This is a genomic window from Marivirga arenosa, from assembly GCF_030503875.2.
GTDB classification, from domain to species: Bacteria; Bacteroidota; Bacteroidia; order Cytophagales; family Cyclobacteriaceae; genus Marivirga; species Marivirga arenosa.
Genome location: NZ_CP129968.2, coordinates 916,305 through 942,916 on the forward strand (window position 1 = coordinate 916,305; position 26,612 = coordinate 942,916).

Consider the following 26,612-nt stretch of genomic DNA (forward strand, 5'->3'; position numbering starts at 1 on the left):
TTATGTATCAATTTGAGCATAAAATGAGAGTCCGCTATGCGGAAACGGACCAAATGGGTTATGTTTATTATGGTAATTACGCTACTTATTTTGAGGTAGCCAGGGCTGAATCTATTCGTAGCCTTGGTTTAACTTACCGAGAAATTGAGGAGGAAGGGGTGATAATGCCTGTGTTAGAAAATTATTCGAAATATTTAAGACCTGCTCGATATGATGATGAATTGACTATTAAATTGTCAATCCCTAAATTACCTGATACCCGAATCAGATATGAATATGAACTTTATAAAGAAGAGAAGTTAATTCATAAAGGATATACAGTTTTAGTGTTTGTAGATAGAAATACAGGGAAACCTTGTAAAATGCCTGAAATTTTAGCTAAAATTATGAATCCCTATTTTAAATGAAGTTTAAATATTTAAGAATCATAATGTCTATTGGCTTTTTAAGGAATTTAATTCATTTCTTAAAAAGAAAGCGTTTGAAAAGGAGTGGTGTTTCCTATTTTACTCTTGTCAAGATATTTTTGAATGAGTTAGGGGATCATAATTTGATAGAAAGAGCCAATAATGTCGCCTTTCAATTTACTCTGGCCATTTTTCCTGCGATAATATTTTTATTCACACTTATCCCTTATTTGCCGATAGATAATTTACAGATGGAGGTCATGGGCTTGTTAGAAGAAACCATGCCGGCATCTGTTTACGAAGTTGCTCAATCAACCATCATTGATATTTTGTCAAAGTCGAGAGGAGACTTACTTTCTGTCGGTTTTATTTTTGCATTGTATTTTGCAACGAACGGAACAAGTGCACTGATGACTGCCTTTAATCAGACTTATCGAACAAAGGATAGTAGAGGGTTTATCAAAGCAAAAGCCATTGCTATTGGCCTGACTTTCCTATTAGCCTTTGTACTTGTAGCTTCTATTCTATTATTAATTGTAGCACAACAGATCATTTTTTTTCTTGAAGATTTTGGCATAATAAATGACAACTTAGAAGTTTACATATTTATAGGGTTACGGTTTTTAGTTATCTTTTTCTTATTCCAAATTGCTATTTCGGTGATTTATTATTGGGCACCTGCCATTCATAAGAGATGGCATTTTTTTAATCCTGGTTCTATTTTAGCTACTTTTTTATGTTTAGCAGCCTCTTTTGGCTTTTCGTTTTACATTAATAATTTCGGAACCTATAATAAATTATATGGGTCTATTGGAGCCCTTATTGCGATTATGATTTGGTTCTCGTTTTTATCCTTATTTTTAATAATTGGACTAGAGTTAAATGTGACTTTAGACAAGGCAAAAGAGAATAAAATTGATTGTTGAAAATATTTTTTAAAAATACGTTTGCACAAAAAATATTTTCGCATACATTTGCAGTCCGATTCGCGCAAAACGAATCATTCTTATTATTTAGAGGCGTGGCAGAGTGGTCGATTGCGTTGGTCTTGAAAACCAATGTACCGCGAGGTACCGGGGGTTCGAATCCCTCCGCCTCTGCAAAACAAAAACCCTGATAGCGAAAACTATCAGGGTTTTTTTATGCTCAAAATAAAGCTTTAAGATTTGAATTATTTTAAGAGAGTGCATAATCGTTGATAAGAATTTCAAAAGCTATTTGATAATGGATTTTTGTATTTGACCCTTGTGATTTTCGAATATGGTATAATTATTGAAACTTATTAATAGTATTTATTAGCCATTAAATCCATTACAATTGAATCCAAACTTTAAATCTAAATTACTTCAAGTATTCTATTCATTGCTTCTTATTCCATTATGGGGATTAGGCTTATTGCAGATTGATATTGCCAATGATTTTACAAGATTGCTCACCTTTTTATTTACAGCATATATAATTCTATTTTTGAAATATAAGCAAATGATTAATAAAGGGGTATTATTGATAGGTCCTACATTCTATATGGTAGCAACTATTATAATCCGGCCCATTGATGAATTGATACTTTTTCCAATTACTTGGATTTATTTCATGTTTATTATTCTTCTATTATTTGGGGAATTAAAATTATTGCGCAGCCATATTTTTATACTTTTTATCATAATAGCTTTTATTTTTAAGGATGAATTAAAGGAGGAAGAATCAAGCTTTTCAAATTTCAGCAAAGAATATGATTACATCAGGAAACCTGATTTGTTGTTAGAATATGAATTTATAAATTATCTGAAAGATACTGTCCATATAGATACTCAAGGGAAGCCAGTGTTAATTGAAACCTGGAATGAAACGTGTAAACCATGTATTGCCTCTATTCAGGAAATGGAAGATGATTTAGGTTCATATAATAGCTTTCATCACATTTATTTATATCAATCTAATTCATTAAAGTCATTAGCATTAGATTCCATAATAAATTATAAATTCATAACTGACAAATCCAAAATATACGTAGATGTGAATAATCGCTTATTGAAAAGTATGGATTTAAAATCATATCCTTTCTTCATTATTTTTAATTCGGAAGGAGAAATGAAAAAATACTTTAGTGGGTATAAATCAGAATATAAAAATGAAATATTAAATAAGCTTTTAAATGAAATTGCTAAATCAAAATGATATACCAAAGAAGCATAAAAAAGAGTTTGATGACTATTCAAACTCTTTCTAAATTCCAAATCAGATTATCTTTTTAAATAAGTGAATGGGTGTATCTTTTATTGGTCAATTGGATATTCTTGACCATTTTCCTTGTTCCATTAAGGAGAGTTTCCACCTATTTCACACAAGTACAAAACGCGCTTTATACAGAAAAACCCCTAATTACCGTCACAGCCAGGCTTTGCATCAAGATCAGATTCTAAGCGAATATTGCTAAGCCCAATTGAGAATACTGCTTAGCTTCTAAAGCTGCTAATCCTCCAGGTGCAGGTATTTTCTTATCTCGGATTCAAAATTTTCTTTATTGAAATCGATTAGCTCATCTGTAATGGTCAGAAAATTATTCAGCGGTTGACTGTTTCCAGAGTTTATTAATTGTAAAACACCATTTTTGCCATGTTTTTGTTCGATAGTATCTATTATAATGGAACTTATGAAAGATCGTATTGATATATAAGGTGATATATGATTCATAATATTATCATCTTCAATAAATAACTTTTGTATATCCTTATCAGAATTGTTTTTCATGTAAATAGTAAATTCTTTGTGAAGTTGATCCATACTTATTGTATGCCCATTTCCCTGATTATAATAGGCATTTCCCCAAAGGTAAGCAGTACCTTCCTCAGCTAACCAATTTCGGTTATTATTCACCTTCTTGGAATAATAATGAACTAAATCATGCGAAAAGTCTTCATTACCCCCAACTGCAAAAATAGTATTGTCTACCACCCCATAACCATCCATGTAATCTACATTTGCATTAACTGAATACCGAAAACCTCTGAGTTGTAAAATCTCCTGGTAATTATCAGTGAGGTAAAACTCAAAGTCCTCAGGCTGAAGCCCAAATTTTTCTGCTATTATTCTATTTTTAATAACAAATAGTTGAGCATTTTCTTTATTTAACTTATCCCTAAAGTAATAGGTTATATTGCCCACTTGCTCCTTCTTCCAATAACGGGTGTAGTATTGTAAAGGAATAGAGAAAAGCACTCTGCCTTCTTTAAAAATGGCTTTAAGATCTACTATGTATTTATTTATATATGTATTATGAAAAAGTAGATACATAACCTATTGTAATTAAATATTCATTAGCTGCGGTCGGTTTTAAATTCATTAGCTGTTTTTGGGATATTCCGTTTTTTTTATTCTCCCAATTGACCAGTTGATTAAGGGTAGCAATAGTAAGTTTTTTATTTTTGCTAACAAGCATACTTTCATTTATATCTCCTTTTTCTAATTCTGAGAAAAAAGAATTTAATTCATTCCAAATTAAATCTATTTGTGAAGAATCACCTATTACATTAATGAAATCAGGCCTTAGGATAGGGCTCTGCGCATTGCCGAAGGAACAGCTAAAGAGAAAAATTGAAATAATACTAACTATATATTTATTAATAAAATTAAAGAATTGACTTAGATAAAAGGGTTAATAACGGTTGGTGTTTGGTGTCGTAGCGGATTACTTGAGATTTAACTTTCAAAATAGCACCGAAATACGGGCGAATGATAAAGCTCCAAAATCTTACTGAACCCGCTATGCACTATAGCACATATTGTTGGCATTTTGTTATAAAATCATTTGTGGTACTCCATTTACTAATCCGTGTAAAATTATAGCTCCAACTATACCATATTTTATCCTTGTATATCCAAAGATAAAACCTCCAATAATTTGAGGTGTACAAATAAGGATAGCGAATATAAATATTTGAAAATTTGTATAATCGTAATTATAGATATGAACTAGTCCAAAAAAAAATGCTGAGGTAAAATACAGTGACTTAAATCCTAATGAAATTGTTTTGCTTCTATAAATAAGCAAGACCAAGAAGGCAGTAGAAAAACTAATTACAGTTCTCAGCACTCCATATTCCTCCAACGAAAAGGAAGATGTTTGAAAAATAAATGCCGAAGAAATCATATGTGTTATAAATAAACTAGAGATAAAAATATTTAAATTACTTCGAAGTAAGTAAAGTCTAAAGGCTAATTCCTCCATGATCGGAAAAAGAATTGCAACAAATAAAATATTGCTTCTTATAGCCTTTGTCGTTTCGTCATATTCTCTAACATATTGTGGAATGAGTCCCGAATTCCTTAGTAGTTCTGTTAAAAACAATGCAATGGCTCCTAAACCTATACATAAAAAGAAAAGCACAATGAATTCCAATATCATTTGAAAGATTGATTGGTCTTTCTCAATTTTTTCTTTTGGATTTCTTATAAATTTAATAATGTTCATTTGTTTGTTCGTAATAAAAGCCAACTTAAGAGTTGCAGCAGTATATTTTAAGAAATTTTACATGTACGACTATTTGCTACTTTCCGATAAATACTCCGCCCTATTTTTGATACTAGTTCCAGCTTCATGATCGGGTACAGTAATGAAAAAACAGGAATTCTAGAAAGAATTTCATGGTAAGTATCATAGCCGTAATAAGATTTTTCCATACTTTTTGAGGCTATGTAAGTGTAGGCCATCTCTTGATTAATCTCATTATTAGCTTCCTGTAATAAGGATAGCTTTAAATAGCTCGAATTAAGTGTTTCGAAGATTTTGTAAACTTTCATGCAGATACCACAATTTTGGTCAAAATATACTGTGAGAATAGTAGTCTTATGAAATTTCAAGATTACTAAAGTCAGCATGAGTCCTATTATTGGTCCTAAAACATCGAATATTCCAAATGATATCGAAACTACTATGCCAAATGCAGTTGCTATTGGTAATGAAGCACTTAACCCCAAGAGTAAAAATGTGAAAGATAAAACTACAACAGTAGTTTTAACAATTAGATTTAAGTACGGTATATTTACAAACTCACTGATGACGTTTAGAAACTCCGATTTGTGCTCTGTACTAAACAAGTCGGGCGTTAAATTTGTAAAAAGAGCTCCCGCTAAAATAAAACTACCTATAATTCGTCCAAAAAGTAGTTGAGGCTTCTTGAGGTTAAGCTGATTAACAAATATCCAGATGAATATACAGCATGAAGCAATATGATGTTGAATGCTAACAGAGTCGGAGAGAACAATCTGTACTAAACAAAGAACAATACCTATAAAGTAGAAGATCCTTTTTTGAATAAATAAACATAATAGAATGAATAAGTCTAATTGCAGTGGGTTTATTGAATATACTAGTTTTGCTAAAAATTCACTATCCCCTTGGTTATAATCAAAATAATGCAATCCAAATTTTGTATAAAAAATATACTTACTCCACAAAAAAAAGAGTAAAACTATCGAATATTTATTATCTGTGAATTTTGCGATTATTGATTTCATAGTAAAGCTTTTAGGGCTCAAATGCTTGAGAGTTTTGAGTATCTATTTCTGATTTTTTTAAGGGATAGTGATGTAGTATTCAAAAACTCTTACGACAACAAAGATTCCGAACGCCAATAGCAACTTTGTAAAAACTTTCCTCTTAGTTTGAGTCGCTCTTTGTTCAGAGGTCATTAAAATCTTTATACTTTTGATTATTTTTTCTTTGTTCAGCCACAGAATAATCAATATCAAAATTTGATATAGTATTGCAGCTTTTAAAGCTCCTAAGTGAACTCCGAAATAGATGTCTTGAAGAATGACATTAAAAAGAATAGCGGTTATAAATAAGCAACCTAGTAATCTAGTTCTTTTAATCAGAATCAAAACTCCTCCTATTACTTCAAAAATTCCTAAAGTAATTACAAATGACTTTGAATAGCTGTAAAAGGCCCACATCAATTCCATGCCAGTCATCTCGGCTACCGTTTTGCTAGGATCAACAGCATCCACAAATTGCACCATTTTCCCCCCACCGTAAATGAACATGGCCATAACTACAACCCAGCTTATCGCATTTTCAAATATTTCAATTTTGTCTTTTTTAGAGAAGTTCATTGTAAAAGAATTTGTATTAACAACACACAGAAGTATTAAGAGAAATTATTTTAGCGTGATTATAGTACTGTAATTGTATCTCCACAACTTTGGTTGGCACTCACAATTAGACTCCCTTTTGTAGTACTACAAGTATTTCCATTCATCTGCCCATAGTATATGTCTTTACTACATTGGAAAGAGGAAGAACCGCCTGGCCCAATGGTTTTTGAGCTTCCTCCGGTGGTCACACAAATAGTTCCACCCGATTCATTTTTAAGAGTTACTGTACTATTTGCTCTTGCTTGGTCTGCTGCTTCATTATTCGCCTTTATACGCCTGTATTCTTCAGAATTGTAATATTCCTCTTTATCCTTTTTATAGAATTTAATCATGGTTTCTCTGATTAACTCTACATTTTCTACAAACTTCGCATTCCCCGGATTTTTAATCCAAGCAGCATATTCTTTTTCTTGCTTGGCAAAAGCAGCATCTAAATAATCTTGTAGCATCTTCGGTGCATTTGCATTATGTAGCGCTCGATACTCTGGGCTCATTGCACTTTCTTGTAAAGCTAGAAGTTTACCTTTCAAGCCTTTTTTCTTTTTGTCATTTATATTCTCTTCTGCTTTTTGCTTTTCTTTCAGTGCTTCTCTTTCCTCATTCGATAATTTTGGAATGGAAATAGTCCAAAGGGTATAATCATCTTTATTTTTCCAATCAGATAGATTAAAAATCCATCCATTTAAATACACTACTCTTTCTTCATGATTATCATTTTTATGGATCTTCTGAGGAATATAGCCAAAGTCTTCTTGCATCTGCTTATTGCCTTCATATCCTTTCTGTATGTAGGTGGCAGGAAATGCCCAGTTATCGGGTAAGAATGAAGCACTTGAGTTTTGTAGTTTTCCCAATACTTGAAAGTGTTCATTAGGAAAGTTTTTTTCTGGTTTCTTTTCGGTGATTGCATCCACATAGTCAAAGCTTTCAAAAGTGGCGCTTCCATTCTCTTGAAGAATGACACGATACACATTATACTCCCCAATTTTCATGTTTCTTATCTCTTCACTTTGGCTAAGAATTTCTTGTGCAATTCCTCGTAATTGAAAAGAAAATATGGTAATTAAAGTGATCATTGATAAACGTAAATAATTCATTTTTATAAAAATTTAAATAGATAATAATATGAATGTTATAGTGTAAACAGAAGGCAGCAGGCGCTGCCTTCTGTTAAATAAGTTGTTATTTGAATTATTTATTGGGGCGAATCACCATCGAAAACCCAATTGAACTGGTTAATCAATTTGTCTCTTCCAACTGCTCCAGTGGGAGAATAGGTAAGTCCATCAGCTCCAAGCGTGATATTAGATGGCGTATTAGCTCCATTGGCCCAGCCATTCAGAATAGCATCATAATTTGAGATAGAAATATTGGTATTATAGAGCATTCTGGACATATCTGTTACACTAGAAAGATTCCAATTTCCAAGGTTTTGATCAAAAGCATTAGCACCATCAAGCATAAATCTCATACTAGTTACGTTACTTACATCCCAAGAAGATATATCTTGATTAAAAGCAGTATTAAAAGTGAACATTCCTTCCATACTAGTAACTAGAGAAACATCCCAATTACTTATATCGCCATTAAATGAGCTGCTAGCAAACATATAATTCATATTCCTTACACGTAATAGGTCGGGAGTATCTGTGGCATTATAGGAAAGATTCTGACAGCCCCAAAAAGCGTTCTCCATTGACCTCCACTCTATATTACCCCATTGTTCAATGGATAGTAAACGGCTTTTTATTGCAGCATTACTTATGTGTATAGCAGCAAATTTTCCTGTAATACTAACAGTATAAGTTCCTGGCAATGCATAGGTATGGGTAGGATTAAAATTTAGACCACTCTCAATTGTTCCATCTCCCCAGTCTACAGTATAATTGTAAACAGGAGTTCCATAATTCGGATTTGTGGGGATAATAATGGTTTCATTGGAGGTTAAAGTCTGCCAAGTGGTTATGAATGGAATTGAACCTGGAGCAGCTTCAAAAACATCATTAAGGTTTACGGTTATAGTACCAGTGGCACCTAAAGAACCATTGCTTGCAGTACCGCTAACAGAATATGTAGCTGATAAAACAGTATTTAATTCGTAGTCAAACTTTGAGCTATTTGCCACACTTAGTTCTCCTGTATTGGGGTCTAAACTAAAAGGTGAATTACCAAGGAGTTGATAGGTAAATGTGGGAGCCCCATCTGCAGTGGCACTCAAGACGCCAAGTACTTGATTATTAGTAGGATTTTCATCTATGGTAACCTCAAAGGGGTTTGCAATGATAGTTTCGAATACATCATTCAGATTAACAGTAATACTAGCTTGTGCTGATGTTGTACCATTACTCACTTCATAGTTGGCTGTTAAACTCGTTTTACTTTCATAGTCAAACTGAGCTACATCATCAATAGTTAGTTCACCAGAATTAGCATCAATCGCAAATGCAGTAGCATCATCTCCACTAACCATGGAATATGTTAGCGTAGCATTATTGGCAGAAGAAGCAGAAACAATACCTATTACTTGACTTGCTGTAGGATTTTCATCTATGGTAACTGTAAAATCATTAGCTGTTATTGTTTCATTAACATCATTCAAATTAACTGCTATGCTACCTTGTGCACTTTCAGTTCCGTTACTCACCTCATAGGTGGCCGTAAGTATTGGATTAGTTTCAAAGTCAAACTGAGCCACATCGGCTACAGTCAATTCCCCAGAACTAGCGTTTATAGCAAATGCCGAAGCGTCTCCGTCTGCTACTAAGGAATATGTTAAACTAGTACCATCTGCAGTAGTGGCACTTACTTTTCCCAACACCTGATTAGCAGCAGGATTTTCATCTATAGTCACTGTAAATGCATTAGCAGTTACTCCCTCTGCTAAATCATTCAAAGTTATAGTAATACTACCTTGTGCTGTTGTAGTTCCATTAGTAGCCTCGTAGATGGTAGTTAATGTAGGATTGGTTTCAAAGTCAAATTTGGCTATATCGGCTACAGTTAATTCTCCAGAACTAGTGTTTATCGCAAATGCTGAAGCGTCTCCATCTGCTACTAAGGAATAAGTTAAGCTAGTTCCATCCGAAGAAGTGGCATTAACTGATCCCAACACTTGGTTAGCTGCAGGGTTTTCATCTATAGTAGCTGTAAAAGGAGAGGCTGTAATGGCTTCAGCTACATCATTCAAATTTACTGTTATGGTACTTTGTGCTCTTACAGTCCCATTACTCACTTCATAACTGGCTGTTAATTTTGGTTTTGTCTCAAAGTCAAACTGAATAGGGTCAGCTACACTGAGTTCACCTGTAGTATTATTGATATTAAAGGCTGTTGCATCTTCACTACTCAAAATTGAGTAAGTAAGTGTGGCCCCAGCATCTGATGATGCAGTAACAGTGCCAAGTACTTGATCAGTACTTGGGTTTTCATTAATGGTCGTAGAAAATGGAGCTAGATTAATTGTTTCGGTTATATCTTTTAGATTTATAATAATGGTATCCTTTGCAGTCACCACTCCATTTTCAGCTTGGTAATAAGCCATTAGTATTGGATTTATTTCGTAGTCAAAATCACTAGGTTTTGCAACAGATAGCTCACCTGTATTTTCATCTATAGCTAAGGCATTGCCATTTAAGTCCGGTAAAAGATTATACACCAAATCAACGTTGCCATCAGTTATAGCCGAAACCGTCCCGATACTTATATTAGCATCAGGATTCTCATCTAAATCTATTATGAAGCTTGAAGTGGTGACTGTTTCTGGCATGTCATTGATAGTAATTATAAGATTAGCTGATTCTGACTCATCTTCTACAGCAGCCGAAACAGTTGCAGTTATGGTTTGATGGTTTTCAAAATCGAAAATGCTGGCATCAGCTATATTAATTTCTCCCGTGGCTGGATTAATCTCGATAGCGCCTTCAGGAGACTGAGAGTCTATTGAAAAGATAATTTCACCAAAAGAGGTGCTGGCATTTATAGAACCAATTATGACATCTTCATTACTGTTTTCATCTATACTTAGAGATGTGTCACTTATAGTGATGATAGCATCTATACCCTCCTCATCTCTTTTACAATTAGTAAATATCAAGATCGAGATTAGAAAAAGAAGTAAGTTTAGCCTTGAGTTTGTTTTCATAATTTAAAGTGTTTGTTAAAATAAGCTGGCTTTAGCTTGATTATCAGTGCATTAATGGATTGTCCTAAATAAGATGAAGCTGGTAGGTGTTTACCCTCTTTCCTAATACTTATGAGAAGTATTTCTTATAATAGGCTGTAATTAATGATAGAATTCAAGCTTTAGTTTGCATTCACAAAACAAATCTATGAAGGACTTTTCGCTATATTTTAGCTATCTAGTAAGCGCTAGAGTTTATTGATTTAGTGTTAGTTTATCTCGAGTTAGTGTTTTGAGAAGTGATGAGATAAAGAAGATAAATACTGATTTTTATTAATCTTAATGATTCTAGAGGATAGTTTTAATATGTACCAAATATATTGATTCCAACACTATAAGATTTTTATTTAATGGCTTCAAAAATTAACTAAAGCTTACTTAAAGCCTCAATTAAAAGATTCTTACGTCTAGTAGCTAGTGGAACATCACTACCATCTTTGAGAAAAATTGTTCCACCATCTTTCTTATCAAGTCGGGTAAAATAGTTCAGATTAATTAGATGAGATCTATGTACTCTGAAGAATCCATTTGCTTCAAGAATTTCTTCATAAGATTTCATTGTTTTAGCAATCAGTATTCTTTGATTATCTACTAGGTGAAAACGTGTGTAGTTGCTCTCTGATTCACATCTAATAACATCTGAAATGTCTATCAAGTAGAAGTTTTCAGCATCAGACAATATTAGTTTTTCAAGTTTTTTGTTAGATTTCGTGTTTTTTAGTAGAGTTTGAATTGTTAATTCATTGTTGAGCAGTGTGCTTTGTTCTTTTGCCTTGTTTATTGTATCAATTAAGTTTGATGAATCAATAGGTTTTAATATGTAACCTATAGCGCTACTCTGAAATGCTCTTATTGCGTAACCATCATGAGCTGTTATAAATACAACTACAAATTCCGGATTCTTATATAAGTTAAGTAGGTCAAATCCTGTTCCATCACCCATTTCAATATCCAACAGTACAAGTTCTGGTTTAGTATTATTAATACATTTAAATCCAGTTTCAACACCATCAGCTTCTCCAATAATATCTATTTCAGGAGTATATAAACTAAGCAATGTTTTTATCTTCTTACGAGTAGGTTCATTATCGTCAATTATAACTGTGCGCATATTGGTGACTATCTTTTTATCAAAAAGCTATTTCATAGGGTACGTTTAACTCAACTCTCGTTCCAATAACTCCCTCATTATCATCTTTTAATTCATAAATTAAAAGTTTTAAGTTGGTTAAATATTTTTCATTGTAGTTACTTATTCTTTCTCTAATAATATCAGTACCAATAGATTTGTGCTCCTCATTTTTTCTTTTTTTGGCTTCTGATAATCCTATACCATTATCTGTTATTTTTATATTAATGAAGTCATTCCTAAGCTCAAAATCTAGCGTTATTAATCCGGCATTTCCAAGTATGCCATGTTCAAGTGCATTCTCCAAAAAAGGTTGTATAAGCATTGGAGGTAACATAAAGGTCTCTTGATCAATGTTAGGGTCAATATTTATTTGATAAGAAAAACTATTTTTATAGTAGATCTCCTGAAGTTCTAGATAGGTTTTAACTACATCTATTTCTTCTTTTAAAAGGATGAATTTCTTTCTAGAGTGTTCAAGAACTGTTCTCATTAAATTGGCAAATTTAACTAAGTAATCATTGGTTTTGATCACGTTTCCATCAAGTACCATATTTTGAAGACAATTAAGGGCATTGAATACAAAATGAGGGTCAAGTTGGGATTGTAAAGCCTGAAGTTTGGCCTCGTTTAATTCCTTCAATTGGAGAGCTTTTTCTGCTAATCGTCTAATTCTAAACCTGAAGAATAAATACGAGATGGTCACAATTAGACAAATTGATAATGAAATAAACCAAATTGTTTGCCAATAGGGCTTTTCTATGATAAAGCCAATCGTTCTTACATCTTGTTTTACACCTTTCAGTTTTAAAATTACTTCAAATTCGTATTTACCTGGTGGTAATCGTTTATATTCAATGATGTTTTCATTATATGATTGATTTTTCCAATCATCATCAATACCGGATAGTTTGTAATCATAGCTCAGATCATCGCTCTTTGCTAAAGAAGGTGCATATATTTTGAATGCTAATTGATTAGTTGAAGAAGGTAGACTGAAAACTGCTTGATAATCTGCGTATTCATTATCGACTATTATGTCAATATTTTTAATGCTTAGTTTATTATCTTCATTAATGAAGATATTCTCAAGAGCGATTTTTTGAATTCCTTCAGAATGTAGTAGGTAGAGTTGTTTTTTATGAAGATGAAAATTCTTGATATGGGTGCTGGAAAGCCCGTCAGAAATACCTACGCTGCCAATTAGTTTGCCTAATTGATTAAACACTTGAAGGCCTTTTGAAGTAGCAACATAAATGGTATCATTGTAGGTCTTCATTTGATTGATATTATGTGATAATAATCCGGATTCCTTATCAATGAAGTTGTTTAAAGTCCCATCATTTAGTTTTAGTATCCCGTCTTTAGAGCTAGCAACTAAAAGTGATGTTTCCAAGAAAACTAATTTTTTCGCTACTATACTCTTTTGTTTATACTTGATATCCCTTGAAATACCTGTCTCTAAGTTAATATCTTTAAGTCCTCTTTGACTACCAACAAAAAGTGTAAGACTGTCTTTGTATGCAAGAGAATTTCCTCTTTCAATATCGGTATTTAAAAAAGTGTAGATTGAATCTTCCTTTAGAATAATACCGAGTGTACTGTAAAGGAGAATTTTGTTTTTATCAATCGGGTATATTGATTTGGTTGATCCAAAATTGTACTTCTTAGTTTCATTTTTTACAACATCGTACTCTGCTAATTTTTCAGCTTCTATATAGAGTTTATCAGTAAGAGGGTAGTACTCTAATAATTCAATTCTAGAAGATCTGGATTTGAAAATTTTACGGGTTTTATCTCCCTTCGAAATGTAGACATTACCTTCTTTATCTGCTGAAAAAAGTTCACCATTCTTACCAATAGAGAAATGAGTAATATCAATATTTGGTAGAAGGTCATTTTCGATGTTTACCTTTGGAATAACTATAATACCATCACCAAAGGTGCCAAGCAAGATATTACCATCAGTGTCTTCAAATACATAAGAAATGAATTGCTTTAGGAAGATAGATTTCAAGGTGGAACTTTCAATATTGTAATAACTAACCCCGAGAATTCTGTCTGCAAACCATACGTTGTTAGAGGTTTTATAAACTCTACTAATATTCCCCTCAGGTTTAAATATTTTACTCAATTCTATTTCACTAGGAGAGATTTGCTTAGCACTAAATAATTGTCCCTCCGTACTAACAGCAATTAATTCATTTTTGTGGCAAAAGAATGAAAGTGCTTCTCTATCTGTCATTTCAAGGCCTATTAATTTGAATTCTTCGGTTGCATGAGAGTTGATACGAAAGAGAGAATCAGTACCAATATGGGTCAAGAGGTTGTTGTTGCAATCTTTTGTAATTGCCACTGTGGTATTTGAATTGGTTAAGATGTATTTTTTATCTAATTCTTTATTATTTACTAATCTGTATTGTTGATATCCCCTGATATATAGGGAGTTGTCAGTAAGGAAGTTGTAGTTTGGATATTTTCCTATAGAAGGGTTACTATGAAATAACTCTAAAGAATCATTCTTTACGCTAAAGATTTGTCCATTGAGATTATTACAGTATATATTACCATCATAATCTATTTTCGGATTGAAAAGAGAGGCACTTAACTGTAAAGGACTTTGGTAATTCTTAAATGCATATCCATCAAAACTAAACAATCCTCTATTGGTAGTAAACCAATAGACACCATCGGGTGTTTGATTGATGCCATAAACATCTATACCCGCGAGTTCGTCACTTCCGAGCCTAAAATGGAAAGGGTTTTGAGCCTTTCCCGTCAAAGCAACAAAAAAAAGTACTGTATAAATAAGCTTCTTTATTCTAGATGGATTCTTTAAACTCATTCTATAAGTGTTTTCTAAAATGCAGCCTCCAACTCTTAGGCGGAATAAAATTTACTTACCGTCACAGCCAGGCTTTGCATCAAGATCAGATTCTAAGCGAATGTTGCTAAGCCCAATGTCAATACCTTCTTCAGCTGTAATCATGAAAGCAGAGCTTATTTTAGTCATGTCGACACCAAGATTTTCAAAGCAACTTAGGCTTATTCTATATTCTTGCCAGTCTCCAGCTTCAATATTAATCTCCAGAGTTTTATTACAAGAATTATTTGAATCACACATACCGATTTGAACAAGAGCTTTACCCTCAGTAAATGATTTTGCAGAAAAAGTAAGCTCCATTGCACCATTTGCTTGTCGAGCCATATCACTTGGCTGAGCAGTAGATATCCGGATTTGCTCTTGGCTAGAATTTGTCCATTTTATTTTTAATGCATCTTCTTGCGCCATATGGTCAGTTTTACTAATAATCAAGCCGCCAAAAGACGTAGGGAAACTGGCGATTTGCTTAGCTAAATCTCCTGATTTAAACCAAAGCCCCCAAGGCGCAACTGCAATACCTTTGCTGAAAAATTCTCCTGTTGATTTTACTTCAGTATTTTCTAAGCCTGAGTCTTCTGAAAGTTGATCAATAACCTTTGTAGTATTATAAGTAAGACCATAGCCTAATTTGAATAAAGGTTCAGCATCTTCTGTTACTACAGCGCTTGAAGGCCAAGAAAAAGGTAAACGGCCAGTAAAATCAAAGGATGAATCTCTTTGAAATAACAAGTCTGAAACACCACCACCTTCGCTTCCTGGCAACCATGCTGCAATAAAAGCATCTGATTGATTTATTTCAGGATTACACCAAAGAGGACGGCCTGATAAAAACACAGAGACAACAGGCATATCTTTGCTTTGAAATTCAGCCAATTTACTAACATCAAAATTATTTGGTACAAAGTCTAAATTTTCTTTATCACCTTGGAATTCGGCATATGGATCTTCTCCATAAATAGCGATTACAAGATCGGCATCAATAGTTGTATCTCCATTTTCTGAAAAAATCACCTTGCCTCCGGCACTATTAACCGCTTCTTTAATACCATCTAGTATGGATTCGCCATTGGGGAACTCATCATTAGTATGACCTGTGCCTTGCCACGATAATGTCCAGCCACCAGATGCTTTTGAAATACTTTCTGCCCCATCACCTATTACCAAAATGGTTTTTGTAGGATCAATGGGTAAGATGCTATTATTATTTTTAAGTAAAACCATTGATTCTCTAACCGCCTGACGTGCAATAGCTCTGTTTTGGGGAAGTCCTAAAAGACTTTCATCTCCTGCATTTTTTCGAGTGCTAGGTGCGCCTTTCGTAAATATACCTGAGGCAATTTTTACTCTTAGAATTCTACGTACCGCATCATCTAAACGAGACATAGGTATTGTTCCCTCCTTAACATGTTTTAAGGTGCTTTCGTAAACACCTTTCCAACTGTCGGGAGCCATATACATGTCTAATCCTGCATTCAGTGATTGTGCACAATCGGTATTGTTACATCCGGGCACCTGGCCATGACCATTCCAGTCGCCCACTACGAAACCATTAAATCCTAGTCGTCCTTTTAATATATCTGTTAATAATTCTTTGTCGCCATGTAGTTTTCTTCCCTGCCAGCTTGAGAAAGAAGCCATTACCGTTTGTACACCTGCCGGTATAGCGCTATAATAACCTGCAGCATGAACGTTGATGAGCTCTTTTTCACTGATTTGGGCATCCCCTTGATCTACTCCTTTTTCTGTAGCACCGTCAGCCAAAAAGTGTTTCGCACTGGAAATGACGCGGCCTTCTCCCATAAAATCATCTTGACCAATATGACCTTGCAATCCATAAACTATTCGGTCAGCATAAGACTTTACAATTTCCGGATTTTCGGAAAATCCTTCATAGCTTCTACCCCAGCGAAGGTCTTGAGGTACTGCTAAAGTTGGAGCAAAGGTCCAATCATGACCGGATACTGTAAGTTCATGAGCAGTAATGGCAGCAATTTCCTCTATAAGGTCAGGATTATTCATAGCGCCAAGTCCTACATTGTGAGGAAACACGATTGCTCCTTTGAGATTAGCATGCCCATGTACTGCATCTATCCCCCATATAGTAGGGATTGCAATTTCTACTCCTTCTGGATCAATGGAGGCATAATAATATTTGTCTGCCATTTCTAGCCAACTTTTTGTATCTGCATAAGGTAATGGTCCGGGGGCAGAATTACCGCCACTAAGCACAGAACCCAGTCGATATTGCTTTACTTCTTCTGGGGTAACTGATCCATTGTCGGCCTGAATTACTTGACCTACTTTTTGTTCCAATGTCAGTTTTGGCAATATTGAATCTATTTGTGCTTCAATTTCGGGATCCAATGGTATCGGTGTGATACTCGGCCAATCTTGGGGGTTCACGAGATTTTCAGAATTTTCCGTAGCAGTAGTGTTTTCCTGTTGAGAACAGCTTGAAATTAGGATGATTAAGGTAAATAATAAAGATACAGAATTAAATATTGGTCTGTTCATATGTGTTTTACAATTGATTATAATAGTAGGGGAAGTTAAGTTATTTTTTCAAGGTATTTATATTAATATAGTTCATTTCTTGATATAACTCTTAAACTAATGAAGTAGATTATTAATTGACTTTAAGATGAAATAAATATTATTGACTATCTATTTTATTCCACTGTAGATGGAGAAATACTATTGATTAGATAAGGAGAGATGTTAAAGAAAAAGAGTTTGATATTTTACCAAACTCTTTTAAACTGTCTGAATTTAGATTTCACTTAAGAATCTTTCAGCATAAATCTAATAGGTATTACTTTTCTTGATCTAACAGGGACTCCTCTTTGTTTACCAGGTTTCCATTTAGGTGAATTCTCGAGTACATGAACCGCTAATTCATCACAGCCACCTCCTATACCTTTTACAGCTTCAACTTGGGTTATGGTCCCATTTTTTTCGATTACGAATTGAATGTAAACAACTCCTTGTATTCCCATTCTTGCAGCTGCAGGAGGATAATGATCCGCTAATTCTCCTGCCACATAATTGTAGAATGATTTAATACCGCCTTCGGGTTCAGCCTCTTCTTCCACAATCATGAATATTTTATCAACTTCCTCTTCTTCTTCATCGTTTCCAAAATCGTCACTAAATTCTACTTCCTGAATTTTAGTTTCTTGATTCATTTCTATATCAATATTCAGTTCTATATCCTCCAACAATATTTCCTCATTAGCCACTTCTATAATTTCAGGCAACTGAATCTTAGGTGGAGGTGGAGGAGGTTGTGTAGTAGGAGGTATATCGATCACCTCATGTGTTAATTCTGTTACGTTTCCTAAGTCAACTATACCTTCATTATCATATGTTTTAAACTGAAATACGACAAATACGGCAGATATAGAAACGACTAGTCCCAAATTGAAAAATACATTTTTCAATCGGTATATATCATATTTTGGATTTTTCTTGAGTTCCATGATTTCTACCTTTTAAAGTTCAACAACATCTACTTCTGACGACTATTTTCTATACTTAAATTACGATTATTAAATCATTATGTGTAGTTAAGTATCAGATATTAAGCACTTTAGTTTAATTATCATGGTTTTTCATGACCTAAGTCATGAAAAATGAGTTTAGATTCTTTAAAAATAAAAAAGCCATCTTCCCAAAAGGAGATGGCTTTAAATAATATTTTTTATTGATCTTTACTTGGCGTATGAAACAGATCTCATTTCTCTAATTACAGTAACTTTTATCTGACCAGGGTACTGCATATCTTTTTCAATTTTTTGTGAGATATCAAATGAAAGCTGGCCTGCTTTTTGATCCGATACATTTTCAGCATCTACCATCACACGTAATTCACGACCGGCCTGAATCGCATAACATTTATTAACTCCATCAAAGTTTAAAGCAAGCTCTTCAAGCTCTTTCAATCTTTTGATGTAACTATCCATGATTTCTCTTCTAGCGCCTGGTCTTGCGCCTGAAATAGCGTCACAAGCCTGTACGATAGGAGAGATTAGGGAAGTCATTTCAATTTCATCGTGGTGAGCACCAATTGCATTTAATACATCTGGGTGTTCTTTAAATTTCTTCGCGAACTCCATCCCTAAGATAGCATGTGGTTGCTCTGGCTCTTCTGGCCAAACTTTTCCTATATCGTGTAACAGACCAGCTCGTTTTGCTAGCTTCGGATTTAAACCAAGTTCAGAAGCCATTGTAGCACACATATTTGCTACCTCTCTTGAGTGTTGCAATAAGTTTTGTCCATAAGAAGATCTGAATCTTAATCTCCCCACCATTTTAATTAATTCAGGATGTAATCCGTGGATTCCTAAATCTATCACAGTTCTTTCTCCGATCTCAACGATCTCCTCATCTATGTTTTTGGTAGTCTTATTTACGATCTCCTCAATTCTAGCTGGGTGGATTCTTCCATCTTGAACCAATCTATGCAATGATAATCTAGCAATCTCTCTTCTTACAGGATCGAAACCTGAGATGATAATGGCTTCAGGAGTATCGTCTACAATGATTTCTACTCCGGTAGCAGCTTCAAGTGCTCGAATATTTCTACCCTCTCTACCAATGATTTTACCTTTAATATCATCACTTTCGATATTGAAGATCGATACGCAGTTTTCTACTGCATGCTCAGTAGCGGTTCTTTGAATGGTAGAGATTACAATTTTCTTAGCTTCTTTGGTAGCTGAAAGTTTAGCCTCTTCCATTATATCTTTGATTAAAGAAGATGCTTTTGTTTCAGCTTCATCTTTAAGCGTTTCTATTAATTGCTCTCTGGCTTCGTCTGCAGTTAAATTAGCAGCCTTTTCTAGTATATTAATTTGCTGCTCTCTTACTTTTTCTAATTCCTCTTTTCTTTTGGCAATTACATCAAGTTGAGCATTAAGATTTTCCTGAAGTTTCTGAGTTTCATGCTCTTTTCTTTTAAACTGCTCAATTTCTTTTGATAAGTTTTGCTCTCTTTGTTTTAGCTTATTTTCGTTTGAAGCAAGTTGTCCTTTACGTTGACTTACTTCATCTTCAAAGTCAGATTTCTTTTTCAAGAAATGCTCTTTTGCCTCGAGCATCTTATCCTTTTTGGTGTTTTCAGCATTTATATTTGCCTCTCTAATGATCAAAGCGGCTTTATCTTGCGCTTCTTTCTCTAATTTACTGAGTAGACTTTTTAGGGCTATTTTGCTGAGCAAAAAGCCTAGAAGTAGTCCTACTACTCCGGAAATGATTATGTATATGGTTCCCATTTTACTTTATATTTAATGGGAAGTTGTGACTCTAGTCTGAAAGGAAGGGTTTAGATTGCCTGATTGATTAAATGTTCAATAGATTTAATTTTATTTAAAATGGATTCGTCATTGCTGTTCAAATTATCTTCAATGCCAAATCTATCTACAATGGCATCAAAAGCTACCATTGAAAGCAAGTCTTGCTTGTCATCAATACCAAATTTCTCTCTATATGATTTTAATCTTTCATTAATTAATTTCCCGGCTCTTCTCACTCTTTCTTCCTCTTCTGCTTTCACTGTCATAGGATATTCCCTGTCAGCTATCTTAATTTTGATTGAAAGTTCTCTCATATAAACCGGTTATAATCTATCTTGTTAAGTGCAAAATACACTTATCAATCTCTTTAATGTAATCGTCAATTTTTCCCTTCATCTCAGAAGCTTCTGCTTCACTCTTCCCGATACTTCCTACAATTTTACTAATTTTATCTTGATTTTGAAAGTCGTTAATTTTCTCGTCTTTTTGCTTTAAAACAGCCTTTAACTCCTCATTTTCTGCTTTTAAACTCTTCAATTCATTCTTTGCGTTTTGATATTCACTCAAAAGCAATTGAACTTTCCTTTCTAAGGCATTTAATTCGTTATGTGTAGCTGCTTGACTCATTTTATTTTCTGATTACGGCTCCGATTTCTTTTTCGAAAGCTTTCATCAGCTTGTCCATTGTTTTATCTATAATTTTATCCGTCAATGTTTTTGTTTTGTCTTGTAAAGTGAATGAAAGCGCATAAGCTTTTTTTCCTTTTTCTATTTTATCACCTTGATAGACATCAAAAACATCTATATTACTGATTAAGTACTGCGCTTGTTTCAAGCTTATCTTTTTAATTTCATCATAAGAGATGTTTTCATCAATTACCAAAGATAAATCTCTTCTTACCTCAGGAAATTTACTTACTGCTTCAAACTGGATATTCGTATTTACTAATTTCAATAACGCATCCCAGTTAATATTAGCATAGAAAACTTCTTGCTTCAATCCGCTCAATTTCAAGGCCTTTTTACTGATTTTACCTAGTTCAGCGACTGTTTTTCGGTTGATTTTCAACTTCAAGCCATAGTCGAAGCAATCATCATGAAATTCTTCATTTTCAATACTTTCCGCATTAAATTTATTGAAAATTTTTAGAACAGCCGAATACAGATCGTGAAATTTTACAGATTCATTTTTCCGGATCCAGTTTTCTGCTTCGTTTTTCCCTGTTAGATAAATCCCAAGGCGCATTTCTTCCTTATATTTGGCATTTATTTTTTTATAAATTTTTCCAAATTCATAAAATTTAAGATCGGTTTGCCTTCTATTGATGTTGTAAGCTAAAACATCTAGGGCTGTAAACATCAAATCTTGACGCATAACGCCTAAATCTTCACTTAGCTTATTCAGAATTTCAACATTTTCCTCCGGATTAAAGCCGTCTAAAGTCTCACTAAATACTGACTTCGTTAAGGAATTAGTCATAATTTCCTGAAAACCATTTGCGGTCAATAAAAGACCGGCTTCCTTTCTCATTTTAACTGGATCAACTTCAGGAAAGCTGGCCATATAACTACTAGAAAGTGTTTCAGGTAAGTCGATATTATTAAATCCATAAATACGGATAATCTCTTCGATTACATCCGCTTCTCGGGTCACATCTACCCTGTAAGGTGGGACAATAGCTGTAAATCCTTCTTCAGTTTTGCTTTCTGTTTCAATATCCAATCTGGTAAGAATGGTATGGATTTCATCCTTTTTTAATTTCTTACCGATTAAGCGGTCGATATTTTTATATTTCATCGCTATTTGGCGATCTGCTATTTCGGTAGGATAAACATCTTGGATTTCGCTACTGATTTTTCCTCCTGCTACTTCCTGAATTAATAGAGCAGCACGTTTCAATGCATAAACTGTTATATTAGGGTCAGTTCCTCTTTCATAGCGAAATGAAGCATCTGTTTTTAGCTGATGAGTTTGAGATGTTTTTCTCACACTGTCAGCTGAAAAGTAGGCAGATTCAAGAAAAACCTTAGTTGTGTCATCCTTAACTCCAGAATCTATTCCTCCAAATACTCCTGCTATGCAAAGAGGGTTAGAATCACCATCACATATCATCAAGTCCTTTTCTGATAGTTTTCTCTCCTTCTCATCCAGGGTGATGAATTTGGTTCCCTCAGCTAGGTTCTTAACCTTTATGGTGTTTCCTTTAATTTTATCAGCATTGAATGCATGAAGTGGTTGGCCCAATTCATGCATAACGAAGTTAGTTACATCTACTACATTATTGATAGGCTGGAGACCTATGCTTTTCAAAGCATTTTGTAACCACTCTGGACTTGGAGCTACTTCCACGCCTGAAATGCTAACCCCACTATATCGAGGGCAAGCTTCTTTATTTTCTATTTCAACCTTAATTTCTAGGTCTTGATTTTCAACTTCAAAATCTAATATAGAGGGGAAGTGGACTTCCTCTCCAGTTACCGCTTTGATGTCTCGGGCAGCACCGATATGTCCCATTGCATCAGCACGATTTGGAGTTAATCCGATTTCATACACTATATCTGATTCAATATTGAAATATTCAGCTGCTGGAGTCCCATTTGCTTTGTCGGTATCTAACACCATAATGCCATCATGGCTAGTACCCATTCCTATTTCGTCCTCAGCACAAATCATTCCCATGCTAACTTCACCTCTAATCTTAGATTTTTTGATTTTAAAGGGCTCGTCAGGTTTTGGGTATAAAGTAGAATTCACGGTAGCGACCACTACTTTTTGTCCGGCTGCTACATTTGGTGCACCGCAAACAATTTGAACGGCTTCTTCTTCTCCGATATCAACAGTAGTAATGCTTAATTTATCTGCATTAGGATGTTTTATACATGTTTTTACTTCGCCAATAACAAGTCCTTTCAAACCTCCTGGAACAGTTTCAATTTCTTCCATTCCTTCTACTTCCAAACCTGTATTGGTTAAGGTTTCTGAAAGTTCCTCAGGCGATTGGGTAATATTTATATATTTCTTTAACCAGTTTAAAGCTATCTTCATTTCTAAAAGTTTATCTTCCGAATTACTAATATGGGAAGTTTAAAATCCCGTTTTTAATTTCCAAAAACAAAATTAAAGAAATGATTGATAAGGAGAATGATTAATTACGCTTATTCGTAATTTTTCCTGTTTTATTTGCTGTCCCAAACTATGGGACACCCCACCCCCTTCTCATCGCCAGCTGGCGGGGGAGTCGCACAGAACTTATTGTAATTTTTTAATTTGATTTAAAATCATGGTTGATAATTGACAAAAAGTGATGAAACTTTTTATTTCCTACTAAAATAAATCTGTGATATTGTCCCCTTGAGGGGACTTTAGGGGTGTTGGTTGGAAATATGATATACTGTTGTAATAGTAAACAAAATAGAAAAGGCTAAATACCCACCCTCATTCATAATTCTTCTCACCGGCATTAATTGGAATAGAGATATTGTTCTCTGTAGGAGGTACAGGACAGGTGTATCCTGTAGTATAAGCACAGTAAGGGTTGTAGGCTTTGTTGAAGTCTAATATTACACTGTTTTGCCCTTTTTTGTAACTGATTTCTAAATATCTGCCCGCACCATAAGTTGTGATTGATGAAGTCTCATCATAGAAAGCTAAGAAATAAAGTCCATCGTCTGCTGATTGTAATAGCGTTAAATCTTGATGAGATCCTAATAAGTCAAAATGAAGAATAGCTACAGCCTGAAAAGTTTTAAGCCGATCATCACTAGTTCTTAAGTCATAAACTTTACCATTTTCTAAGGCTTCAACAGACGCTTTAACTTTATAACTCTCATCAATATCAAAATAATTTAAGCCTTTATATTCTATAGCTTGTTCAACAAAGGGTGATTTTTCGTTATTTCTCATGAAGCTATCTTTATCATGGCGGTATGATTTAAGTTCTTCAAAATAATTGCTTTCAATTGGCTTTTCGCCATTATCCATTAAACTAAAAACAGCAATCAAAATGACTGCTGCTATTACTATGTAGGTTAAAACTTTTGTGGGCTTCATAAGATAGTATTCTAAATGAATTAGAAGATAACTTTCCAGATGTCATTAAATATAGCAAATGCCATTAAAGAGAGGAGTAAAACCATTCCTACTTTTTGCGCATTTTCTAAGAATTTATCTGAAGGTTTTCTACCTGATACAATTTCGTAGCTTAAGAACATCACATGTCCGCCATCTAATGCTGGGATTGGAAGAAAGTTCATAAAAGCTAATACCATAGATAATAATCCAGTGATGCTCCAGAATTTTTGCCAGATCCATTCACCACCAAAAATTTGAGCAATACCAATTGGACCTGATAATGAATCAGAAGCAGAAACTTCACCTCTAAAAATTTTTCCAAAGCCTTTAATGTTTAACCAAATCACATTAAAGGCTTTCTTAGTACCCTCAGGAATAGATTCAGCAAAACTAAATTCTTCATGTTCTAATTCTACTTCCATTCTAGGTCTGAAACCTAATAAACCGTCATCTCCAACTAAAGCAGTTAATTGCTCTGGTTTTTCATTTCTTCGTACAGTAAGATTGATTTTCTCACCTTTGTTCTCTTCTAAAATTTCTCTGAAGAATTGGAAGTATTTAACTTCATTACCATTAATCGCAATGATCTTATCGCCTGGCAATAGCCCAGCCATATCAGCATTGCTCTGTGGTTGTATATTGTCAACTTCAAATTCGTATAATGGCTGAATAAATGGTACTCTTTGGTTGTCTTCAGATATTCTAGCAATCATATCATTTGGGATAGGAATAACTTTTTCTTCTCCATCTCTTAGAATAGTGTAATAACTATCTGATTCTAGCAAAACATCTGAGCTAGTTAAATCACTTACTCTTTCGTAATCTTTACCATTTACATTGATGATGATATCACCAGTTTGTAAGCCAATTTCTTTTGCAGGTTCGTAAGCGTAAATACCGTTCTCAGTTATATTCTCTTTCGATTCGTAAGTTTCACCATAACCGTATTGAAGGAAAACGAAAATTACAATACCTGTAATGACGTTCACAATTATACCTCCCATCATTACGATAAGTCTTTGCCAGGCTGGCTTAGCTCTAAATTCATAAGGTTCAGGTTCCTGACTTAAGTTTTTGGTATCCAAAGACTCGTCTATCATTCCTGATATCTTAACAAAACCGCCCAAAGGAATAGCGCTAAGTGCGTACTCGGTTTCACCGTATTTAAAACTAAAAATTTTCGGAGGAAAGCCAATTGAAAATTGTTCAACCCTCATACCAAAAGCTTTGGCCGCCAATAAGTGACCAAACTCGTGCAATCCTACTAAAATAGATAAGCCCAATATTAATTGGGCGATCATAATAATTGTTTCCATTAATTTATAAACTCTAAAGCTTTAATTCTAGTTTCTTTATCTGTATTTATGTAATCATCTAAACTTGGTGTTTTAACAAAATCCACTTTATCTAAACACTTTTCGATTACTTCCGACATCCCTAAGAAAGATATTTTATCCTCAAGGAAGGCCGAAACTACTACTTCGTTCGCTGCATTCAAAATACAGGCTGCATTTCCTTCACGGCCAAGGGCATGGAAAGCTAAAGCTAAATTACGGAATGTATCACTGTCGGGTTGTTCAAATGTGAGCTGCGGATAATCCATAAAATTAAATCGTGGAAAATCAGCCTTCAAACGGTCGGGGTAACTTAAAGCGAACATGATTGGAACTCGCATATCAGGTAAGCCCATTTGAGCTTTGATTGAACTGTCCTCAAACTGAACCATACTATGAATAATAGATTGAGGATGAACTACTACATCAACCTGATCTTCTCTTAAATTAAATAGCCATTTTGCTTCAATTACCTCAAGACCTTTGTTCATTAAACTAGCGGAATCAATGGTGATCTTAGCTCCCATATCCCAGTTAGGATGTTTTAATGCTTGCTCTTTCTTTACTGATTCCAGGAATTTACGGCTTCTACCTCTAAATGGGCCTCCTGAAGCGGTTAAGATGATTTTTTCAATAGGATTATGAAACTCACCTACTAAGCATTGGAAGATAGCCGAATGCTCAGAGTCAACGGGGTAAATATTAACTCCTTTTTCTTGTGCTAAGGAAGTAATCAATTCTCCAGCCACCACCAAAGTCTCTTTATTGGCTAAAGCAATGTGTTTTCCCGCTTCAATTGCTTTTATGGTAGGAAGTAAACCTGCATAGCCAACCAATGCCGTAAGCACTACATCAATAGTGTCCATTTGCACTACGCTAGCCAAGGATTTTTCACCTGAATAAACTTTTATACCCAGTGGGTCTAAAATATTGAAAATCTTATCGTAGAAAGCATCGTTGCCTATTACTACAGCATTGGGTCTGAATTCAATAGACTGTTGAATTAATAAGTCAACATTATTCTGAGCGGTTAATACTTCTACTTGAAAATTTTCTGGATGTGTTTTAATAACCTCTAAGGCTTGAGTTCCGATTGAACCGGTTGAGCCTAATATGGCTATTGATTTTTTATCTGACATATATCAATAAAATGATT

At 34.2% G+C, this 26,612-nt stretch carries 20 protein-coding genes and 1 tRNA gene; 4 read left to right on the forward strand and 17 right to left on the reverse strand.

The annotated features are described in order from the left end of the window. The first annotated feature begins 2 nt into the window (after positions 1 to 2). The 4 genes from QYS47_RS03940 to QYS47_RS03955 all read left to right on the forward strand — a co-directional run bounded on the left by QYS47_RS03940 (position 3) and on the right by QYS47_RS03955 (position 2,585). Positions 3 to 407 (forward strand): acyl-CoA thioesterase, encoded by a 405-nt coding sequence (locus QYS47_RS03940; protein WP_308357680.1) that lies wholly within the window; start codon positions 3 to 5, stop codon positions 405 to 407. Then, positions 404 to 1,333, forward strand: a complete 930-nt coding sequence (locus QYS47_RS03945; protein WP_322347792.1) for a YihY/virulence factor BrkB family protein — start codon at positions 404 to 406, stop codon at positions 1,331 to 1,333. Before QYS47_RS03940 ends, QYS47_RS03945 begins: the two co-directional genes overlap by 4 nt. An 89-nt stretch (positions 1,334 to 1,422) precedes the next feature. After that, a tRNA-Ser gene (locus QYS47_RS03950) sits at positions 1,423 to 1,507 on the forward strand. A gap of 217 nt (positions 1,508 to 1,724) precedes the next feature. After that, positions 1,725 to 2,585, forward strand: coding sequence for a TlpA family protein disulfide reductase (locus QYS47_RS03955; protein ID WP_322347793.1), 861 nt, complete (start codon positions 1,725 to 1,727; stop codon positions 2,583 to 2,585). 294 nt (positions 2,586 to 2,879) lie between these two features. Here QYS47_RS03955 and QYS47_RS03960 read toward each other — a convergent pair whose 3' ends face one another. The 17 genes from QYS47_RS03960 to QYS47_RS04040 form a co-directional block, all read right to left on the reverse strand. Further along, entirely contained in the window at positions 2,880 to 3,701 is an 822-nt protein-coding gene (locus tag QYS47_RS03960; RefSeq protein WP_302127772.1) for a hypothetical protein, read from the reverse strand. A gap of 502 nt (positions 3,702 to 4,203) precedes the next feature. Then, positions 4,204 to 4,878: a CPBP family glutamic-type intramembrane protease gene (locus QYS47_RS03965; protein WP_322347794.1), complete on the reverse strand. Its 675-nt coding sequence runs from the start codon at positions 4,876 to 4,878 to the stop codon at positions 4,204 to 4,206. 47 nt (positions 4,879 to 4,925) lie between these two features. Next, positions 4,926 to 5,924, reverse strand: coding sequence for a DCC1-like thiol-disulfide oxidoreductase family protein (locus tag QYS47_RS03970; protein ID WP_322347795.1), 999 nt, complete (start codon positions 5,922 to 5,924; stop codon positions 4,926 to 4,928). A gap of 57 nt (positions 5,925 to 5,981) precedes the next feature. Next, complete coding sequence (locus tag QYS47_RS03975; RefSeq protein ID WP_308357675.1) at positions 5,982 to 6,521, reverse strand: hypothetical protein; 540 nt, start codon at positions 6,519 to 6,521, stop codon at positions 5,982 to 5,984. 59 nt (positions 6,522 to 6,580) lie between these two features. After that, entirely contained in the window at positions 6,581 to 7,660 is a 1,080-nt protein-coding gene (locus tag QYS47_RS03980) for a hypothetical protein (RefSeq protein WP_322347796.1), read from the reverse strand. Positions 7,661 to 7,758: 98 nt separating this feature from the next. Beyond that, the gene (locus QYS47_RS03985; RefSeq protein ID WP_322347797.1) at positions 7,759 to 10,704 is read right to left on the reverse strand and encodes a BspA family leucine-rich repeat surface protein; all 2,946 of its coding nucleotides are present in this window, start codon (positions 10,702 to 10,704) and stop codon (positions 7,759 to 7,761) included. Positions 10,705 to 11,110: 406 nt separating this feature from the next. After that, entirely contained in the window at positions 11,111 to 11,854 is a 744-nt protein-coding gene (locus QYS47_RS03990) for a LytR/AlgR family response regulator transcription factor (protein ID WP_322347798.1), read from the reverse strand. Between the two features lie 19 nt (positions 11,855 to 11,873). After that, on the reverse strand, positions 11,874 to 14,717 hold the full coding sequence (locus tag QYS47_RS03995) for a sensor histidine kinase (RefSeq protein WP_322347799.1): 2,844 nt from the start codon (positions 14,715 to 14,717) through the stop codon (positions 11,874 to 11,876). Positions 14,718 to 14,768: 51 nt separating this feature from the next. Continuing rightward, positions 14,769 to 17,270, reverse strand: a complete 2,502-nt coding sequence (locus tag QYS47_RS04000) for a glycoside hydrolase family 3 protein (protein ID WP_322347800.1) — start codon at positions 17,268 to 17,270, stop codon at positions 14,769 to 14,771. A 266-nt stretch (positions 17,271 to 17,536) separates the two neighbouring features. Further along, positions 17,537 to 18,235 (reverse strand): energy transducer TonB, encoded by a 699-nt coding sequence (locus tag QYS47_RS04005; RefSeq protein ID WP_322347801.1) that lies wholly within the window; start codon positions 18,233 to 18,235, stop codon positions 17,537 to 17,539. A gap of 231 nt (positions 18,236 to 18,466) precedes the next feature. Further along, positions 18,467 to 20,029 carry a ribonuclease Y gene (rny, locus tag QYS47_RS04010; protein WP_322347802.1) on the reverse strand — a complete coding sequence of 521 codons (1,563 nt, stop codon included), beginning with the start codon at positions 20,027 to 20,029 and terminating at the stop codon, positions 18,467 to 18,469. Between the two features lie 50 nt (positions 20,030 to 20,079). After that, positions 20,080 to 20,364, reverse strand: a complete 285-nt coding sequence (locus QYS47_RS04015; RefSeq protein WP_308357666.1) for a cell division protein ZapA — start codon at positions 20,362 to 20,364, stop codon at positions 20,080 to 20,082. Positions 20,365 to 20,380: 16 nt separating this feature from the next. Beyond that, complete coding sequence (locus tag QYS47_RS04020) at positions 20,381 to 20,677, reverse strand: hypothetical protein (RefSeq protein WP_302127751.1); 297 nt, start codon at positions 20,675 to 20,677, stop codon at positions 20,381 to 20,383. A gap of 1 nt (position 20,678) precedes the next feature. Then, a complete protein-coding gene (gene pheT / locus QYS47_RS04025) occupies positions 20,679 to 23,096 on the reverse strand; it encodes a phenylalanine--tRNA ligase subunit beta (protein ID WP_322347803.1) in 2,418 nt (805 codons plus the stop codon). A 390-nt stretch (positions 23,097 to 23,486) separates the two neighbouring features. Next, positions 23,487 to 24,101 (reverse strand): DUF1684 domain-containing protein, encoded by a 615-nt coding sequence (locus QYS47_RS04030; protein WP_322347804.1) that lies wholly within the window; start codon positions 24,099 to 24,101, stop codon positions 23,487 to 23,489. A gap of 20 nt (positions 24,102 to 24,121) precedes the next feature. Beyond that, positions 24,122 to 25,438, reverse strand: a complete 1,317-nt coding sequence (gene rseP / locus QYS47_RS04035; protein ID WP_322347805.1) for an RIP metalloprotease RseP — start codon at positions 25,436 to 25,438, stop codon at positions 24,122 to 24,124. Beyond that, the gene (locus QYS47_RS04040) at positions 25,438 to 26,595 is read right to left on the reverse strand and encodes a 1-deoxy-D-xylulose-5-phosphate reductoisomerase (RefSeq protein ID WP_302127749.1); all 1,158 of its coding nucleotides are present in this window, start codon (positions 26,593 to 26,595) and stop codon (positions 25,438 to 25,440) included. The genes rseP and QYS47_RS04040 overlap by 1 nt, the downstream gene beginning before the upstream one ends. Positions 26,596 to 26,612: the final 17 nt, after the last annotated feature.

Bases quoted from the DNA above. Each gene is read 5' to 3' on its own strand.
- QYS47_RS03940 (WP_308357680.1), top strand. From the start codon at position 3: ATGTATCAATTTGAGCATAAAATGAGAGTCCGCTATGCGGAAACGGAC.
- QYS47_RS03945 (WP_322347792.1), top strand. From the start codon at position 404: ATGAAGTTTAAATATTTAAGAATCATAATGTCTATTGGCTTTTTAAGG.
- QYS47_RS03960 (WP_302127772.1), bottom strand. From the start codon at position 3,701: ATGTATCTACTTTTTCATAATACATATATAAATAAATACATAGTAGAT.
- QYS47_RS03965 (WP_322347794.1), bottom strand. From the start codon at position 4,878: ATGAACATTATTAAATTTATAAGAAATCCAAAAGAAAAAATTGAGAAA.
- QYS47_RS03970 (WP_322347795.1), bottom strand. From the start codon at position 5,924: ATGAAATCAATAATCGCAAAATTCACAGATAATAAATATTCGATAGTT.
- QYS47_RS03975 (WP_308357675.1), bottom strand. From the start codon at position 6,521: ATGAACTTCTCTAAAAAAGACAAAATTGAAATATTTGAAAATGCGATA.
- QYS47_RS03980 (WP_322347796.1), bottom strand. From the start codon at position 7,660: ATGAATTATTTACGTTTATCAATGATCACTTTAATTACCATATTTTCT.
- QYS47_RS03985 (WP_322347797.1), bottom strand. From the start codon at position 10,704: ATGAAAACAAACTCAAGGCTAAACTTACTTCTTTTTCTAATCTCGATC.
- QYS47_RS03990 (WP_322347798.1), bottom strand. From the start codon at position 11,854: ATGCGCACAGTTATAATTGACGATAATGAACCTACTCGTAAGAAGATA.
- QYS47_RS03995 (WP_322347799.1), bottom strand. From the start codon at position 14,717: ATGAGTTTAAAGAATCCATCTAGAATAAAGAAGCTTATTTATACAGTA.
- QYS47_RS04000 (WP_322347800.1), bottom strand. From the start codon at position 17,270: ATGAACAGACCAATATTTAATTCTGTATCTTTATTATTTACCTTAATC.
- QYS47_RS04005 (WP_322347801.1), bottom strand. From the start codon at position 18,235: ATGGAACTCAAGAAAAATCCAAAATATGATATATACCGATTGAAAAAT.
- rny (WP_322347802.1), bottom strand. From the start codon at position 20,029: ATGGGAACCATATACATAATCATTTCCGGAGTAGTAGGACTACTTCTA.
- QYS47_RS04015 (WP_308357666.1), bottom strand. From the start codon at position 20,364: ATGAGAGAACTTTCAATCAAAATTAAGATAGCTGACAGGGAATATCCT.
- QYS47_RS04020 (WP_302127751.1), bottom strand. From the start codon at position 20,677: ATGAGTCAAGCAGCTACACATAACGAATTAAATGCCTTAGAAAGGAAA.
- pheT (WP_322347803.1), bottom strand. From the start codon at position 23,096: ATGAAGATAGCTTTAAACTGGTTAAAGAAATATATAAATATTACCCAA.
- QYS47_RS04030 (WP_322347804.1), bottom strand. From the start codon at position 24,101: ATGAAGCCCACAAAAGTTTTAACCTACATAGTAATAGCAGCAGTCATT.
- rseP (WP_322347805.1), bottom strand. From the start codon at position 25,438: ATGGAAACAATTATTATGATCGCCCAATTAATATTGGGCTTATCTATT.
- QYS47_RS04040 (WP_302127749.1), bottom strand. From the start codon at position 26,595: ATGTCAGATAAAAAATCAATAGCCATATTAGGCTCAACCGGTTCAATC.